Genomic DNA, 16,506 nt, shown 5'->3' on the forward strand with positions numbered 1-16,506 from the left:
GAATTACGCAACAAAGCCGGTATCAGCTTCAACTTAGTATTCTGAAACTTCCCCTGAGCAATTTTTTTTGACCAAGCCTTTATTGCTCTATCGATATTGAGAGTATATTTGTCCAACGATAATAAATCTGCATACCAGTTATGGCTCCGGACAAACCCATCTGCTTTTTTCCAAGCTAGTCCCAACACGTACGGGTCATGCAAATGAGACGAGTGTGGTTGTAAATTATAGTACTTTCTATCTAACTGTTTCATTTTTTGCCAACTGACTTAGTAATATGATAAATCTGCATTAAGTGGTGATTTGTAAATTACAGCGGTTGTCCAACAATCGCGTCAGCAAACTGACGCACATTAAGGTACGTTCTTTCCACAGAGCTTATATACAGAGCAATAATGCTCGTTGCTAGTGTCAATAAGATCAAGTGAGTGCCAAACGGTTTCTAAATCGCTTTTAAAGTGCCACCATTTCAATAGGTGTAAATTAACTCATTGGTAGACCAAGTTTATCGAAGAATGCTTGGTTGCGTTGTTTAGCCATCTCTACTAATCGATCAAATGAAATCACCTCAATGTATGCCTTGTGACGCTTGTTGTAACCGAAGAAACCGCCATGGTCATGAGTTTCAATCAGGTCAGCATATTCACATCTATCAACCATCTTCTCTGTAAGGTCGGCAACGATATAACAATATGCTGGTAAATCAACACCGTTGCGGATTAATCGTCCATCTTTGGTTTTAACTTTACCTTCTCGTATGCGCTTCAAGTAACCAAGGGCTTGCTGAATAGGATCTTTATCCTCTCCCTCTTTAGCATCGTTGCGCATTGGCCGTTTTATCTCAACAATCGTTAACGAACCTTTTGGTAGATTGTCATCTGAAGTCAAAATTGGCTTGTCATAGTAATTAACAGCCAATAAATCGGGTTCTTTGGCGCTCTCGCTATTAGTGATAGGCATTGATTTCAGAGTTTTATCTGAAGCTAGGTAGTGATGGAACGCTAAGCGCTCATCTAATAGCCAAAGGTTACATGAGTCCAAAAAGACTTCATCCGAGTCTTTACGCATTGGCATAATAAGCTTATGAATAACTTCTTCTTTCGCATACTTGCCTTCATCATTGCTCTTAATCGATTTCTCAAGCAGTTCGATAATCACTTTACGATGAGATACATAATTCGCTAAGTCCGACTTCTTTAAGTCCTCAACCATCTTGAGGTAACCATCAACACGCTCTTTGTACTCATCTGTATGTACTTCAAGTGTCGGCTTGAGAATGTCATGCCCTTCAACAAGAAGCTTTCGCTCTACTTCATACCATCTTTCATGTAAGTGCAGCTCAACGTCTTTATCATTCTTGTCAGGGTCGATGATTAAGTCTTCTTCATCAATATAGCCAGTAATAGGTCTATATCTTGGTGCGCTATCGGCAATGTAGTTTTCGATTCGAGCTTTACCAGCTCTAACATTGCTTTCTAAAATATCTCCTAGGTATGCTTCTGTTCTCTCTAGTACCTTTTCACGAATCAGCTTTAGTGAAAGCTCCTCACCCGCAAACAGCCCATCAAAGTTCTCAGCGATATCAAAAGATGTTCGTTCTTGTCGAACATTCTCATCCAGATACTTGGAAGACACATAACAGGTATAGATAAACTCGCCGTTGTCATCAGATATCTTCGCATACAACCCCGACAGCTTTCCTTGAATGTTCTCTTCTTTAACTAAGCGGTTAGCAGCACATAGCGCTAACTGATGCTTCTTATTTACTGATGCTCGGAATTTGATGTGTGTAATCTCAAATGTCTCATCATGAACAGTAAACTTTTCATACTTTGACCCCGAGATCATCTGACTATCATACAGTTGAGATAGGTAGTAGCTGTGTTCACCATCTTGAACATAGATATGTGGTACGCCAGTTTCTCGAACAAAGTACCAAAGACAGTGCTCTAGCAATGAGTTAGCGATTTTTTCTGAAGAGCTAGGAACAGAACTACGGTACTTTTCGTTAAAGCCATTTAGGGTAAGTGTCGAACCAGTTCTTTCTTGTTCCGAGTCAGTAACCATGTTGTCATGTACGTTGTCAGTATCGTTAAACTTAAAGGTGCGCTGCTTTAACTTTCCTAGCTCTAAGAAATCACTATTTACATCAACCGAATCAAAAGCTTTCAACCAAAGCAGTCGTCCAACACCTCGGCAGCCCTTGATAATCTTGTGGTCTGAGTCTAGCGTTTGGAAAGATTCAAAGTTTAGGTGGTCAAAGCCACAACCATTATCTGATACACGAAATCCGGTAATTGGAGCAAAAGACTTCTCATCGAAATCCATTTGCTCCTGACTCGCATTCCGAAGAATAGTTAGAGTAATTTTACCGTCTGTGACGTTTCCTTTCTCTTCAATAGAATGAATAGAGTTAACAATTGCTTCAAACACTGGCATCAAACCGTGATTCTTAGGTAAAGAGGTGTTGCGTAAACGACCTCTCAAGTTGGTGTGCAAACTCATCACTACCCCTTAGCCAATATATAATTTCATTAATATTACATTAGTAGCGCATGTTATTGCATAATTGCCTCGAGATTAAGTAGTAGTTTCATGTTTTGTGTCCTGCTTCTTAGTCTTCATTTCTCATTAAAATGAGACAGTCACTTCGCACCAAAGTATATAAAATTTATGATCTAACACGAACAGGGGCAATAACGTGTTGGGTGAACATCTAACAATGAAACAACTCATACGTCCCCATTGAATAGCGGTCCTTTTGTTTCATGTACTCGACTTCGATATATTACAAATAATGTTTTTATAAGTCCCAAACAAAAAAGAGCCGCTAAAAAGCGGCTCTTGATTTTCAAACTATTCGAACTCGTTCAGATTACTCTTTACCGAACACGTTGTTCTCTTGCTCTTGTACTCGGATGAAAGTCGTACGCTTAGTTAGCTCTTTAAGCTTTGCTGCGCCTACGTATGTACAAGTTGAACGTACACCGCCAAGGATGTCAGAAATTGTGTTGTGAACTGAACCACGGTATGGAAGTAAAACAGTTTTACCTTCCGCAGCACGGTACTTAGCAACACCACCTGAGTGCTTGTCCATAGCCGACTGTGAAGACATGCCGTAGAACTTCATGTATTGCTTGCCGTCTTGCTCTACTACTTCGCCGCCTGACTCAGAGTGACCAGCTAGCATGCCGCCTAGCATTACGAAGTCAGCACCGCCGCCGAACGCTTTAGATACGTCACCTGCACATGAACAACCACCGTCACCGATGATCATGCCGCCAAGGCCGTGTGCCGCGTCGCCACACTCGATGATTGCAGAAAGTTGAGGGTAACCTACGCCTGTTTTAACACGTGTAGTACAAACAGAACCAGGGCCGATACCAACCTTAACGATGTCTGCGCCCGCTAGGATTAGCTCTTCAACCATGTCACCTGTTACAACGTTACCTGCAGAGATAACTTTAGTTGGGAATTCAGCACGTACTTTCTGTACGAACTCAACAAGGTGCTCTGAGTAGCCGTTAGCGATATCGATACAGATGAATACGAACTCTTCGCTAAGCGCCATGATCTTCTTAACTTTCTCGAACTCAGCTTCAGAAGTACCTGTTGATACAAAAACGTTGTTCAGAGTTTTCTTGTCTGCTGTTTTAGCAAACTCAGCCCACTGCTCTACTGTGTAGTGCTTGTGTACTGCAGTCATAACACCGTGCTCTGCTAGAGCGGCTGCCATTTCAAAGCTTGCTACCGAATCCATGTTCGCTGCAATTACTGGAGTACCAGACCATTGACGACCGCTATGCTTGAATGTAAAATCGCGGGTTAATTCAACTTGAGAACGGCTTTTAAGGGTAGAACGCTTCGGACGGAAGAGTACATCTTTGAAACCTAACTTAAGTTCTTGTTCGATACGCATGGTGTTTTCCTTGATTCATAAAATTATGTGTCTCTCGCGAAATGCGTAGTAAAACCGTTGGCAGACGAGTTTACTTTTCTTCGGACACAAAAAAACCGGAGCGTTGGCAGACGCTCCGGTTTTCAGCATTATAGGTTGTGATTTACTAACAGCAAGTCTGATATTTCACTTTTTTTTATGCTATCCTCTCAAAGATTCCATATCTGCTACAAACCCCTCAGCTTTACTTTTCCACTAAATTCTTACTAATTAATAACTTAGCGAACTATTCACGCAAACGCTGTCGGTTTATTGCGCAATCGTTTTCCTCCCTATTTCGCTCAATATCACCCTCATTAAGCAATAATGTGAAGAAAGTGCCTCTAAATCACATAAAAATCACACTTTTCTCCAACAAAAAAATGTCTTTTTTCTTAAATAAATTCGATTTTTTCCCAAATTTTCTTTGTTTTCGACCAAATCCGGCAATCTCATCACCTTGTCAGTTCGCCTCCATTTGAAAAAGCGCTGTGTAATGGGGTCGATTTAGAGGTCGAGATTCACTTAGTTTCGATTATCCAAAGTGTGCGCTCCATCAAATGCTCTCCTCAAGACTCAACTTTATAAACTGATCGCATGCAAAAAAGCGCTACTTTATGGCCGTGTTGTTCATTCAATCGGGGGGATTCAGTAAAGAGGCACGAACAAAGTGGGTTGGCTTACGTGAAAAACGGCGTAAATATGAGGTGTAAAAAGTGAGTAGGCTAAAAACCTAAAGAATAGAAAACAAAAAAATGGCTAAGGTGATTCACCTTAGCCATTTTTATTTGATGTTTGGATTGTTGTTTCCAAGCTATTGAGTCGTCAAATTAAGACAGGTTCTAGCCCTTATTCGACATTAACGCTTCTGCAGTCGCATCTTGAATAGACAAGAACAGCGAAGTCACTTGGCCTGTTGGCGAACGCATCGGGTTCAGCGTCACGTTCTGATACATGAAGTCAGCTTGTTGAGTTACAGGCCTAACGTTACGACACTTAAACAGATAAGGCCTTTGTTGCCAAGTAATGAAGCTGCGACAGCCTAGATCGTAGACTGGCTTGGTTTTGAGCCTAAACCACTCTTCAGGGATTTCAGGGAACAGTTCAAAGATCGACTTACCGATCGCATCATGCGATTGCTTACCGCTATGGTGCGTCATGAAGCCATTCCAAACTTGTACCTGAAAGTCACGGTTAATGACCACCAGCCCCATATCGACGTTTTGAACCATGTCTACCATCCAGTGGAACTGTTCAAATTCAGCAGGAAGATTCAACATATTAAAACTCCTCCATTAGGTAGGCCAATTTGTTATCTAGAAGAGGCAGAGACTCATCAACGAACATAAACAGAAGATCACAACGGATTGAAGTGCCATCAATGTTGTAGCTGACTTCGAACGTCATGGTCTTCTTAAATGAGCCACTGGTATTTTCGATGACAGAATCAATCGAGATGTGTTGCCCAAGCAGAACCGGTGAGCTTTGGAAAAAACGAACTTCTGACTGCTCCCCTAACCCATTCAAGAACGAGCCAACAAGGATATTTGAAACATCCATCAGCAGTTCTAACTCTTCGAGCTGTTCGCTTTCGGTTGGCACCTTCATGAGCTTTTTAAGATCGCTCACGCTGGAATCACTCAGTAAGACTAATGCTTCACCCGCAATGCCTTCTCCGCTGAAGCCTTGGCAAACACCCGACACTTGGTCGTTGTCTGCTAGGTCACGAAGTGCCATGTGCAATTCACTCACTTCGAAGATGTTGACGTTCGGCAGAGGTAAATGGACAAATACATTAAAGTGACGCGCCAGTGCATCGGCTGCGCGACCTATCGCAACGTTCGCGACTTCCATATAGATATCGCGTCTGCGCAGGATCGGCAGCTCTAATGGGCTAGGAATAACGAGTTGTGGCTGTTTTGGTGGCTCAACATGCTCACGTAAAATCGTTTTTAGCGCTTCTTTATCAATCGGCTTTTGTAGAAAGGCTTTCGCCCCAAGCTCCATGACTTTCTGTTGAGCTTTTGGCTGGATATCACCAGAAACGACAACCACAGGCGTTGGGTCGCCCAGTCGCTTCATCTCTTCCAAAGTGCCATACCCATCTAACTCAGGCATGGTGAGGTCGAGGAACATCAATTGAAATTTCTGTTGTGCTAGCTTTTCAAGCGCATCTAGCCCGTGGACAGCAAAAGTTATATCCGCATTAAGAGAAGCGGGCAGTGAGCGCGCCATCTGCTTCCTTGCTAACGCAGAATCATCACATATAAGAACTGGGAACGACATAAATGCACCACCGACAAATTAAAGCTAATTCGGACGAGTGTAACAGAACATTATGGTATCAGGTACGGGGTGAATGGATTTATATGTAGATTATTAGTAAGAATGATGAAACAAGCAGGTAAGCTATTATCTCGCATTATTCTTTATGAAAAACAATATGCTACAAAGATAATAACAACTCAATATTTTGGAGTATTAACACTATTTTATTAAATCAAAGCCCTAATAAGTCGGTTTATTAAGGCTCGGTTTACTCATGCATTTATCGCTTCTATATATCCAATACAAGAGAGCGAATTCAAGATGTCTTATGCATCAAAGCAAATGCAAACAAGTTAGAACTGGTATGACGGCCAAAAGATCAGTAATGCGAAACGAATAACCACAGCAAACACCAATAAAGCGATGCCTAAACGGTACCATTTGTATTCGGCAATATTCATCGGGATACGCTTATAAAACATAGTAATCACGCCCTTCCAATCACTACTGCGTCTTCCGTACTGCATCATGCTCGTCAAAACAAACAGTGCGCCAAGCACTAGCATCCCTTTTTCAGCCCAGAACAATCCAACTTCCATTTGTGTATTCCTTGATAAAACGGTGAGCAACTCAAATCATTCTAGTCACCTTTGCGCTCGGTTTCTGTAAGACCAAGGTCTAACTCGTTCTGTGGCTACGAGGACGTAACCTGATGAACGTAACTTTTTGAATATAGATTTCTGAATATAGTTTTCTGAACATAAGCAGTTGGACGCACTAAACTGAACAGCGTGTTCATTTCGAGTTCAGCTCCGCCGTCTATACTCTTGTTTCCACTAACAGGAGAAACTCAATGAAATCACTGAAAAAGTCGCTTTGTGTATTAACTGCTTCAGCTTTACTCGTTACCGCTCCGTTTGTGAGTGCTTCAACACCACAACAACCGCCGCAGCCAGCGCTTAGCCCACTGCAAATGGTCATTGCTTCTTTGAATCTAACCGAAGAGCAACAAGCGGAAGTGTTCTCTCTTGTTGAAGATTATCAATCCGATCGAACAGAGATTGATATGGATAAAGCGATAGAGCTTAAGAAGAAACAGATCTCCTTAGTAACTCAGCCAGAATTTGATGAAGCTGAGATGGAAAAGGTCATAGACACGGTTCAAGCAACCGAGAAGTCGATGGTGATGCAAGAAATGCGTCTTAAGAACAACATCTATAACGTGTTGACTGAAGAGCAGAAAGAGCAATTCAAAACGATGATGAAATCAGCACTGACGGGTGGAAAACCGCCTGTTGCAAAACAATAGTCAGCCCTGCCCTGATATAGATCCCCTTTCCCCCAATAATAAAAGGGATCGAAATAGACAACAAAAAGCCGCAGTCACCTTAATGACTGCGGCTTTTTATCGAAGGCTTTTTATAGAAGTTTCTTCATCAACAGCAGAGACATCTTATCCATTCATCTATGTGTCTTATCAATCCATCTGCTTAAAAATAAATCAGCCTCTCAACTTGTTTACGTGTAAGCGTGATTAGACAGATCCGGAGAATTGCTGTTCTTTTGAATGACACGCATCAATTGGATGAGCAGCAAAATACCTGTCACACCTAAACCAACACCGATCCCGCCCCAAATACCTGCCAATTCAAATTTTGGCATCAAATACCAAGCAGCAGGTAGGCCAAACGCCCAATAGCCTATGGCTGTCATCACGGTTGGCATAGAGACGATTTTCATCCCTCTTAGCAAGTTAATCGCCAATAATTGCCAAGCATCAACAATAAAGCACAGAGCAACAACCCAAATCACAGAAGCCAGTAGCGACGTCATCGCGCCAGTGCCATCGTCTAACTTGAAGATAGAAGCGATCATTTCAGGCCATATGATGAACACGGCAGACAACGCAACGCTCAACACTGACACCAAAATAAAACTTAGAATCGAGGTTCTTTTGATTCCTTCATAGTTACCCGCGCCGAAATCACGACCAACCAAAATAGCGGCAGCTTGTGAGAAACCAAAGTTGAAGTTCCAAGTAAAGCTTAAACATTGAAGCAGAATTTGGTGCAGAGCTAACGAAGCAATACTGATCGTACCCGCCATTAAGGTGCCGCCGTAAATCAAACCATGCTCAAGTAACGCTGCCAATCCGATAGGTAAACCCATCATTAGCAAAGGGCTCATCAGCTTAATGGAATACTCTTCAGTATTTAACCAAGGGGCGAATTGTTTGAACTCGTCACGCTTGAACACCCAAACCGTGTATCCAACCATCACGATAAATGCTGCGATAGCCGTACCTAAGCCCAAGCCTGTTAAGCCCATATCGAGTTGGAACGTGAGGAAGTAGCTCACAGGCACATTAAGAATCACGGTGATAACAGACATCACGAGAATTGAGCGCACATTGCCAAACGCACTGGTTAAGCCACGAAGCACCAACAAGATAAGCGAAGGCAACATCACCCATTTCAAGGCGTGTACATATTCCATGGCTAAGGTGATCACTTCTGGCGGCTGTTTTGCTGCTTCCAATACCAACGGAGCAAACCAGAAGCTGGCCATTAGGGTCACGCTGAGCACGAATGCCAACATGGTTGCGCCTTTCACCGCCAATCTGATTTGGGTATTACCAAACTCTGGGCGAGCGACTCGTTGACCATAAGCGATAGCAATCAAGTTCGCGACACACCCGACAGTGCTGCTCGCGATAATGAAGATGAAGAAGTAAATAGAGGCACCTAAGCCACCAGCCGCAAGGGCTGACACGCTGATTCGCGACATCATCCAAACATCAGTAAGGACTAAAGCCATGGATATCAGCTGTGAAATGATCAAAGGGAATGCAAGAGTGAGTATTTTTTTCATGAGCGCCTCAGTTAATTTCGCCCAAAATACGATCGATGAAGCTGGCGTTCAATTGATAAATTTGCGACTCTAACATTCCATAAACTCATGCGAACGAATTATGACCCCATATCCTAGCTTGCCATCCTCACATAATGGCTTAAAAGCCTTCGAAGCGGCTGCAAGGCTGATGAGCTTTACGTTGGCTGCTGATGAACTCAACGTGACACAGAGTGCAATCAGCCGTCAGATCAAACAGCTTGAAGATGAGCTGAACGCATCGCTGATCATTCGTAAGCATCGAGCCATAGAATTAACGGTACAAGGTCATGATTTGTATGTGGCTTTGCGTGAAAGCTACGGCGATATCGAATCGGTGATCGCCTCTTGGAGTGAGCCAAAGCAGAAGCGTATTGTGATTAAAGCGACTTTGAGCTTTGCTACGCGCGTGTTGATCTCCAAGGTTCGAGAGTTAAACGAGCGTTACTCTGATTACGAGATCGTGATCGTTCCTGTGATTGAAGAGGATGAAGCGATCAACAGCAGCGAGTACGACTTGTTAATCTTCCATACTCGGTTCAAAAAACGATACGACAACACACCTGACATCACTTTCTTGCGTGAAGAGTTTATGGCGCCAGTCTGCTCCACAAGCTTAACCACTCAAGACACAGACCTCGATTCGATCTTAACCATGCCAAGGCTTCACCCGACCTTAGATCACCATGACTGGAAAGTATGGTTAGCCGATGTCGAATCACCTCCGAAAAAGCCCGTCAGAAATACCAGCTTCTTATCTTTAGATATGGCGCTCAGTGCTTGCTTATCTGGTGAAGGCGTTACAGTGACAGATCTGCTGTTGGTCTTGCAGGATCTACAACGCGGTTTCTTGTATTGCCCAAAGAATGCGAAGATCCAGAACAGTGCGTGGACTTATTTCATCCACCAGCGCACTCACTCGCCTGTGATCAACGATCTCATTGATTGGCTTAAAGGAGAGACTGCAAAAGAGATCGAATTGTTGAAAGCGCTCTCCCATCAAAATCATTGGTCTGGTGTGATTGAGGATCAGTAATTGCCTAAGTTAGAAACGAAATAAGCCACAGTGTCTACTGTGGCTTATATTTAACTCGATTATCTGTATGTCATATGAGCGAGCTAAGTACTACAACTTAAACATACGCGCACTGCGTGGTGGTAAGTTGAAGGTGTGATAACGAGAGGTCACGGTTTCTGTCGCGCTGCTTAATACGTCTTTGTATTGAACATTCCAATTGAACTCATGCTGGTAAGTATCGACTGTCACGCCACGCATTTCGCCACACTTGTTAATACCAACAACCCCTTCTTTGCCACGCTTGAACAGCAAAGTACATTGGTCGCTCGAAATCATCGTCATTGATTTGCCTTGCATCGCGTTGTGGAAGCTCAACATGTTCTTCATTGTCGAACTGTTCCAAACATTACCCCAACGACCGTTATCCTTATCTTCAGAATCAGGAAGATCATCGCTGTAGATCAACGGCGTGCCACCATCTTTACCAAGGATATAAGCGTAAGCGAGCTGCTCATCTTGTGGATCCATGATCTGATAACGGAAGCCGTCATTAGTGGGAATATCATGCGTGATCGCGAAGGTGATCGAGCGATTGTCATCCAATGCCTGACCGTACGCTTGTGGATCATGCAGCTGGTTCATACCGCCGTTCATTGAAAATGCCGTTCGAATCGAAGCAAACAATGGGAAGTCATACGCAGAGTGATTGGTGTTGTTTAAGTATGGCGCTAAGAATGACTCATAGCCGCTGTTCCCTGCCCCGCCACTGGTAATCACCTCACCAAACACATGCATGTTCGCTGTAATTTCAGACGTAAACACTTGATCGATTTGGTACTGGCTCATGTGTTTCACTGCATCAATGCGGAAACCTTTGATGCCCATGCCCTTCAACGCTTTCAGGTATAAACGCTGTTGTGACACTACCCAGTTGTTTGGATCTAGATCTGGAAGCCCCACATCACCATCGGCACCACATAAACGCCAATATTGGACATGGCCAGGATCGTTCCAATCTGAAATACAGCCTGCGGCATGGAAATCGTTAGCCGAGACAAAACCTTGTGCTAAGTTGCCAAACAGAGTCTGCTCGGCATAGTAGCTTGAACGGCTGGCATAATCGTTTAGCACTTCAATGCCAGGGTAATCCAAGTCACTTCGCTTCCAGCTTTCATTCGCCATATGATTCAGTACTACATCGGCGTAAACATCGACGCCCACAGCTTTGAGTGCGGTGATCATTGCGGCCAAATCTTGTTTATTGCCCAAAGGAGAATCAATGGTACGCAGATCTTGAGGCTGGTAACGTGCCCACCATTGGCTGCCACTGGATTTCATTGCCGGAGCAACCAGTACTTTCTTATAACCGGCTTGAGCAATTTGGTTGGCATTGGTTGTTACATCTGAGTACTTCCAGTTGAAAGCATGCAGGATGGTGTCGGCATAAGTGGCTGAACTAAAAGAGCAAAGCGCGAGCGTGGATATGAGTAGGGTATTTATTGGTTTCATAGAACATATCTCTCATTATAAATTCATAAGAATGATATGAGTGATAAAGACAATTTAAACGGCGGATAAATCAGAGTTGAATTAGCGTCACCTTCTGTTGATATTGATTTTATAAATTTGAGTGATAACCGATCTTATGTGAGGAAAATAGGATGCTCGTTTAAGGATCTTTTCAACGAATTAAATACCCCAACAAGATGTGACGTGCTCACAACAGAGTGCAACATTAAGCTTTAATCTATTGTGCGCCAAAAGAGAAATGAGAAATGAGAAATGAGAAATGAGAAATGAGAAATGAGAATTAATTGAATCAAGTTGACGAGAACAAGACAAAGACTTTGGTCGGCTCTCCTAAACTACGCTATGATTCCTTTTCCCTCAGCCTATTGATATTTTTATGTCTTCTTTCTCTTTTTCACAAATCCCTGTTGGGGTTCGATTCATGATCCTCTCCGCTTTTGGATTCGCACTGATGTCAGCTTGTGTGAAATACATCAGCAATTACGGCATTCCTGTATTTGAAATCGTTGCAGCAAGGGCGTTGGTGTCTTTGATCATCAGCTACATCGACGTAAAACGAAAAGGCATTTCGATCTGGGGTAATAACAAACCTTTGTTGTTCGTTCGTGGCGCAGTCGGTACCGCAGCACTGATGTGTGTTTACTACGCTGTAACCACTCTTCCATTAGCAGAAGCGACCATTCTACAATACGTACATCCCGTATTTACCGCGTTGCTCGGTGTGTTGTTCCTGAAAGAACGCGTCCAGAAATCGACCATGATCTGCATTGCATTCTGCCTAGCGGGATTATTGGTGATGGTTCAGCCAAGCATGAACAGCGGTGCGAGCAGCGAATTACCACTATTCAGCATTATGGTGGCGCTATGTGGCGCGTTTGGTAGCTCAATTGCTTATGTGATTGTGAGAAAGCTGAGCCAGACGGAAGACAGCTCTGTCATCATCTTCTACTTCCCTCTGGTTGCCCTGCCAATATCGACAGTCCTTATCTGGAACGACTTTGTATGGCCGAGCCTATTCCTTACCGTGATGCTTGTGCTAGTCGGGATCTTCACTCAAATAGGTCAATACGGTTTAACCAAAGCGATGCAGACTCAAGCGGCGGGTAAGGCTTCGGCTTACTCATACGTTCAGATTGTCTTCTCGGCACTGTTAGGCGTGTGGATCTTTAATGAAATTCCATCGGTTTGGACTTATCTAGGCGGTGGCCTAATCGTGACTGGCGCGCTGATTAATGTGTTTGGAAAACAACTGTTGGTGCCGTTTAAGGCTAAATAGATAACCGAACGAAAGATCAGTTAGCTAATCAGCTAATCAAACTAAAAGGGCATTGCGGAATATTCCACAATGCCCTTTTTGATAATTACTCCAGCCTATTTTCGACTAGCTAACTCATGGTATTACATAGCTATCTAGTCCTATACAACTAGCTTGTCGCATTGCGCTGTTTGGGATCATCGCTCTGGTATTCAACGAACTCGATTTCAAAGCCTGCTGGATCTACAAAGTAGACATTTTTTCGATAAGGTTCTTCAGCGCCGGGTTTAGCAATCGGGAAGCCCGCATCAATAAGACGTTGAGTGACGCTTTCGATATTATTGGTCACATAAGCGAAGTGCGCGAGGCCGACAGAGTGCCCAGCCAAATCTCGATTTTCACCCTCACCGTGATCGCTCAGTGCGATGTATTGGTATTCGTCACCAAAATGCAGCCAATTACGTGGCTTGCCTGACCATTCGCCTTTTCCTTCATCACGGACATACCAATGAGGGAACGCCGCTTTGTAGAAAGTCAGCATTTCAGGGATGTCTTTGACGACTAAATTCACATGTTCAAGTTGGATCATTCTTCTCTCCTTAAAGTATTCTCGTAAGCAACGTTGCACATACTAATAGCTCAAGTTAAGTTGAGGTAAAGCATTAATTTGCATTTATTTCGAGAACGTTCTTAGAGCCTAAATCATCTTATTTTGATGCCATACAAATCTAAGTTTAGACGACCTCTGCCAATGTGACTTCGTTGAAATACAGAATAGCCAAGAGACAAGCCATTATGACTTGGGCCGATTGACCTCAACATCAAGTGGCGCTCTGCTCTTCAAGCTAAAACACTTCTTCCATTTAATCGGCATCATAGGAATAACGATGAGGCTAATGCCAACCAGCGTTAGGATGTCTGGAATCTCATCAAACCACATCACGCCAAATAGCGTCACAAACACCAATCCTGAATACTCTGCGAGTGCAATTTGGTTTGCCGGTGCTTTTTTATATGCCACAACCACCAGTGCATGATACCCAAGTACGAACAAGTTGATTGCCATTATCCAACCAATATGACGCCATTCAATCGCAGACCATGTTGGCAATGCAAACACCAACGCGAGTGGCAGGGTCATAATGCTGGTCCAGAACAGAGTAGAGATAATGTGTTGCTCTGCGTTCAGACGCTTGATCAAGATGTTACCCACTCCCATTGCTAGCGCGCTGCCTAAGCCTGCAATCGCCGCCCAATGAAATTGCTCTGGGCGTAAAACGATCAATACGCCGACAAAGCCAATCAGTGTCGCAATCACTTTTGATGATGTCGGTCTTTCTTTCAACAGTACTATCGATAAAGGCAACATGAGTATTGGTCCAACATAGAACATCGCGTTTGCTGTCGCCAAAGTAAGGTGCGTGATGGCTATCATCGCGCAACCACTTCCCACTAAGATAAATTGAGCTCGTAAGAAGTTAATGCGACAGCCACCTCGCATACGCGTCTCTCTCGGTAACTTTAACCAAAATGGAAGTAACAAGATCACGCTCAATACCTGACGGATAAACACATACTGGAACGTGGGAACTTCACCATTCAGTATCTTTAACGATACGTCTGAAAAGGACGCAAGTAGGTTTGCGAACACCAAAAGCAAAATGGCGTGGTTAACAGCTTTATTCATACGGAAGCAAGGCTACATATTTGTCATACAATTATGGGCGCACATCATACATGAGAATTTAAAATAAGTAAGAACAAAGTTATTGAGATTGGATTAATGCAATTTTGGATTAAGATTCAACGACTAAATCACCGCTCTCAGCCCTACACTCCCCAGTATTAATATTCCCTTATTGACTGATACATCAAGTTACAAATCGCTCTCATAGTAACCAAGAATACTGATCTGGGTTAATAAACTTGTTTCACAATAACCTTACTTTTAATGAGGTCAGATAATTACAAAAAAGGAAGTTACAGTGAAAAAATTATTAGCACTTGGTATTGCGGCAGCAATCTCGGTTCCAGCAGTAGCCGACCACAATACAATCAATGGTATGGATTTCGGTCCATTGGCAAAGTTAGTCGGCACATGGAAATCGGTCGAAACTGGCGGCGTTGATATTTCACCGGGTCAAGAAGGGACTGATGTGGGTGCGGGTGGCCCAGCAGTCACACCATTTTATGAAGTGATGACGTTTGAGGTAGCTGCAGATGCCACCAACGCAAGCGACCAATATCTTGTTGCTCTGTACTACAAGCAGGAAGTATTCAGAAAGACTGACGATTCTAAATTCCACGATCAACGTGGTTACTTCATCTACGACCAAAAGAATCAGATCGTATACAACTCTTACTGTGTGCCACGCACCACATGCGTCACCGCAGAAGGCCCTGCTGGCGATACAATGACGCTTGTCGCCTCTAAACGTGGTATCGCTGAGTCTGAATACATGACAGACAACGCAACCACTACGGGTTTCACGATGAACATCAGTATTTCAGACGACACGCTGACTTACTCTCAAACAACAGGTCTAGAGATCTACGACAACGCTTTTGCTCACACCGATTCAAGTACATTGGTTAAAGTGGAATAAGCTAATCGTAGAGAATTGATAAAACCCTAAATTCGCATAGCTCGCAAACCGCCTTTCACCACTAAGTGAAGGGCGGTTTTCTTTATGACGAGCTGAAAATTCATTCAATGAGCGGTTGTTAACCTGCCTCTTAAAGATTGGCTTACTATTAAATTGGTCTTCGAGGAATTGACAGTATTTTTACGCCACCATCGTAAATCGATGGCTTCACATGGTTAAGCTCTCAGCCTTAATACCTTAATGCCGTGAGCAATAGTCAGCTATATTCTTATCAAAGTCATAGCACTACGATCAACGTGCACCAGTAAATCATTGGTAACTAAAGATTTAGAAGGGGTTCAATGTGGCTGAACTGTTTACATTTTTTATGATTGCGCTCGTTTTGGTTATCTCGCCAGGCGCTAACCTCGTTCTGTTGCTAAAAACAGTGTCAACTAAGGGGCGAAATGCGGGTCTTTTAAACGTGAGTGGGTTTGTTCTAGCGGCTTTCATTCATGGAACGCTCGCAATTTTAGGCTTATCTCAAGTGATTGTTAAATCTGCAGAGTTGTTCTTTGTTGTAAAAGCGATCGGTTCGATTTATTTAGCCTACCTTGGCGCAAAAATGATCTATCAAACTTTTATCGTTAAGGATCTCAACACATCGACAACAGCGATTTATCAGGGTGAGCAGAATTCATTCAAAAGTTTCAGCGAGGGTTTCTTAACACAGATGCTAAACCCTAAAGGGACTCTGTTTTACATTTCTGTGTTTCCGCAGTTCATCAACTTTGATTCATTTGTATACGCAGATGCGTTCACGTTGATTTCAATTCATGCGGCGCTAATGATTGCTTGGTTTGGCGCGGTTTGTTTTATGATTTCTAAGATTAAAAATTTGGGTCAAGGCGCAATAGGCCGTTGGGTTCAGCGTTGCTGTGGTAGTGCCCTCTTGGTATTTAGCGCACTATTATTGAGACCAACAACTTAAAACTCATAACCAAAAAAGCGAGCCAGAAATGAA

Annotated in this window: 15 protein-coding genes; 5 read left to right on the plus strand and 10 right to left on the minus strand. The window is 43.2% G+C overall.

Translation table 11 applies throughout. The annotated features are described in order from the left end of the window. From BCT49_RS25975 to BCT49_RS02275, 6 genes are all read right to left on the minus strand, one after another. Positions 1–254 (minus strand): hypothetical protein (locus BCT49_RS25975; RefSeq protein ID WP_206747744.1); only part of this gene is annotated, 254 nt, incomplete at its 3' end. 229 nt (positions 255–483) lie between these two features. Next, on the minus strand, positions 484–2,505 hold the full coding sequence (locus BCT49_RS02255) for an ATP-binding protein (RefSeq protein WP_241908017.1): 2,022 nt from the start codon (positions 2,503–2,505) through the stop codon (positions 484–486). 370 nt (positions 2,506–2,875) lie between these two features. Continuing rightward, a complete protein-coding gene (locus tag BCT49_RS02260; RefSeq protein ID WP_009844818.1) occupies positions 2,876–3,919 on the minus strand; it encodes a GMP reductase in 1,044 nt (347 codons plus the stop codon). A gap of 860 nt (positions 3,920–4,779) precedes the next feature. Then, the gene (locus BCT49_RS02265) at positions 4,780–5,217 is read right to left on the minus strand and encodes a PAS domain-containing protein (RefSeq protein WP_102433974.1); all 438 of its coding nucleotides are present in this window, start codon (positions 5,215–5,217) and stop codon (positions 4,780–4,782) included. Position 5,218: 1 nt separating this feature from the next. Further along, the gene (locus tag BCT49_RS02270; RefSeq protein ID WP_102433975.1) at positions 5,219–6,223 is read right to left on the minus strand and encodes a response regulator; all 1,005 of its coding nucleotides are present in this window, start codon (positions 6,221–6,223) and stop codon (positions 5,219–5,221) included. Positions 6,224–6,558: 335 nt separating this feature from the next. Then, positions 6,559–6,804 (minus strand): hypothetical protein, encoded by a 246-nt coding sequence (locus tag BCT49_RS02275; protein WP_102433976.1) that lies wholly within the window; start codon positions 6,802–6,804, stop codon positions 6,559–6,561. 254 nt (positions 6,805–7,058) lie between these two features. Here BCT49_RS02275 and BCT49_RS02280 point away from each other — a divergent pair, with 254 nt between their 5' ends. Further along, a complete protein-coding gene (locus BCT49_RS02280; protein ID WP_102433977.1) occupies positions 7,059–7,514 on the plus strand; it encodes a Spy/CpxP family protein refolding chaperone in 456 nt (151 codons plus the stop codon). 209 nt (positions 7,515–7,723) lie between these two features. Here BCT49_RS02280 and BCT49_RS02285 read toward each other — a convergent pair whose 3' ends face one another. Continuing rightward, entirely contained in the window at positions 7,724–9,076 is a 1,353-nt protein-coding gene (locus BCT49_RS02285; protein WP_102433978.1) for an MATE family efflux transporter, read from the minus strand. A gap of 100 nt (positions 9,077–9,176) precedes the next feature. Between BCT49_RS02285 and BCT49_RS02290 the strand changes: the two genes are divergently transcribed. Beyond that, the gene (locus tag BCT49_RS02290) at positions 9,177–10,130 is read left to right on the plus strand and encodes a LysR family transcriptional regulator (protein WP_102433979.1); all 954 of its coding nucleotides are present in this window, start codon (positions 9,177–9,179) and stop codon (positions 10,128–10,130) included. Positions 10,131–10,220: 90 nt separating this feature from the next. Here BCT49_RS02290 and BCT49_RS02295 read toward each other — a convergent pair whose 3' ends face one another. Beyond that, positions 10,221–11,621, minus strand: a complete 1,401-nt coding sequence (locus BCT49_RS02295) for an alpha-amylase family protein (RefSeq protein ID WP_102433980.1) — start codon at positions 11,619–11,621, stop codon at positions 10,221–10,223. Between the two features lie 397 nt (positions 11,622–12,018). On the opposite strand from BCT49_RS02295, the gene BCT49_RS02300 reads away from it, so the two are divergent. Next, a complete protein-coding gene (locus tag BCT49_RS02300; protein ID WP_017068434.1) occupies positions 12,019–12,918 on the plus strand; it encodes a DMT family transporter in 900 nt (299 codons plus the stop codon). Between the two features lie 148 nt (positions 12,919–13,066). Here the strand turns inward: BCT49_RS02300 and BCT49_RS02305 are convergent, their stop codons facing one another. Both BCT49_RS02305 and BCT49_RS02310 read right to left on the minus strand, forming a co-directional pair. Continuing rightward, on the minus strand, positions 13,067–13,486 hold the full coding sequence (locus BCT49_RS02305) for a VOC family protein (RefSeq protein ID WP_102433981.1): 420 nt from the start codon (positions 13,484–13,486) through the stop codon (positions 13,067–13,069). A gap of 204 nt (positions 13,487–13,690) precedes the next feature. Then, positions 13,691–14,584, minus strand: coding sequence for a DMT family transporter (locus BCT49_RS02310; protein WP_102433982.1), 894 nt, complete (start codon positions 14,582–14,584; stop codon positions 13,691–13,693). A 298-nt stretch (positions 14,585–14,882) separates the two neighbouring features. On the opposite strand from BCT49_RS02310, the gene BCT49_RS02315 reads away from it, so the two are divergent. Both BCT49_RS02315 and BCT49_RS02320 read left to right on the plus strand, forming a co-directional pair. Next, positions 14,883–15,503: a heme-binding beta-barrel domain-containing protein gene (locus BCT49_RS02315; protein ID WP_102433983.1), complete on the plus strand. Its 621-nt coding sequence runs from the start codon at positions 14,883–14,885 to the stop codon at positions 15,501–15,503. Positions 15,504–15,846: 343 nt separating this feature from the next. Further along, positions 15,847–16,473 (plus strand): LysE family translocator, encoded by a 627-nt coding sequence (locus BCT49_RS02320; protein WP_102433984.1) that lies wholly within the window; start codon positions 15,847–15,849, stop codon positions 16,471–16,473. The last annotated feature ends 33 nt before the right edge of the window (positions 16,474–16,506 follow it).

This window comes from Vibrio lentus (assembly GCF_002875945.1).
Classification (GTDB): Bacteria; Pseudomonadota; Gammaproteobacteria; order Enterobacterales; family Vibrionaceae; genus Vibrio; species Vibrio apostichopi.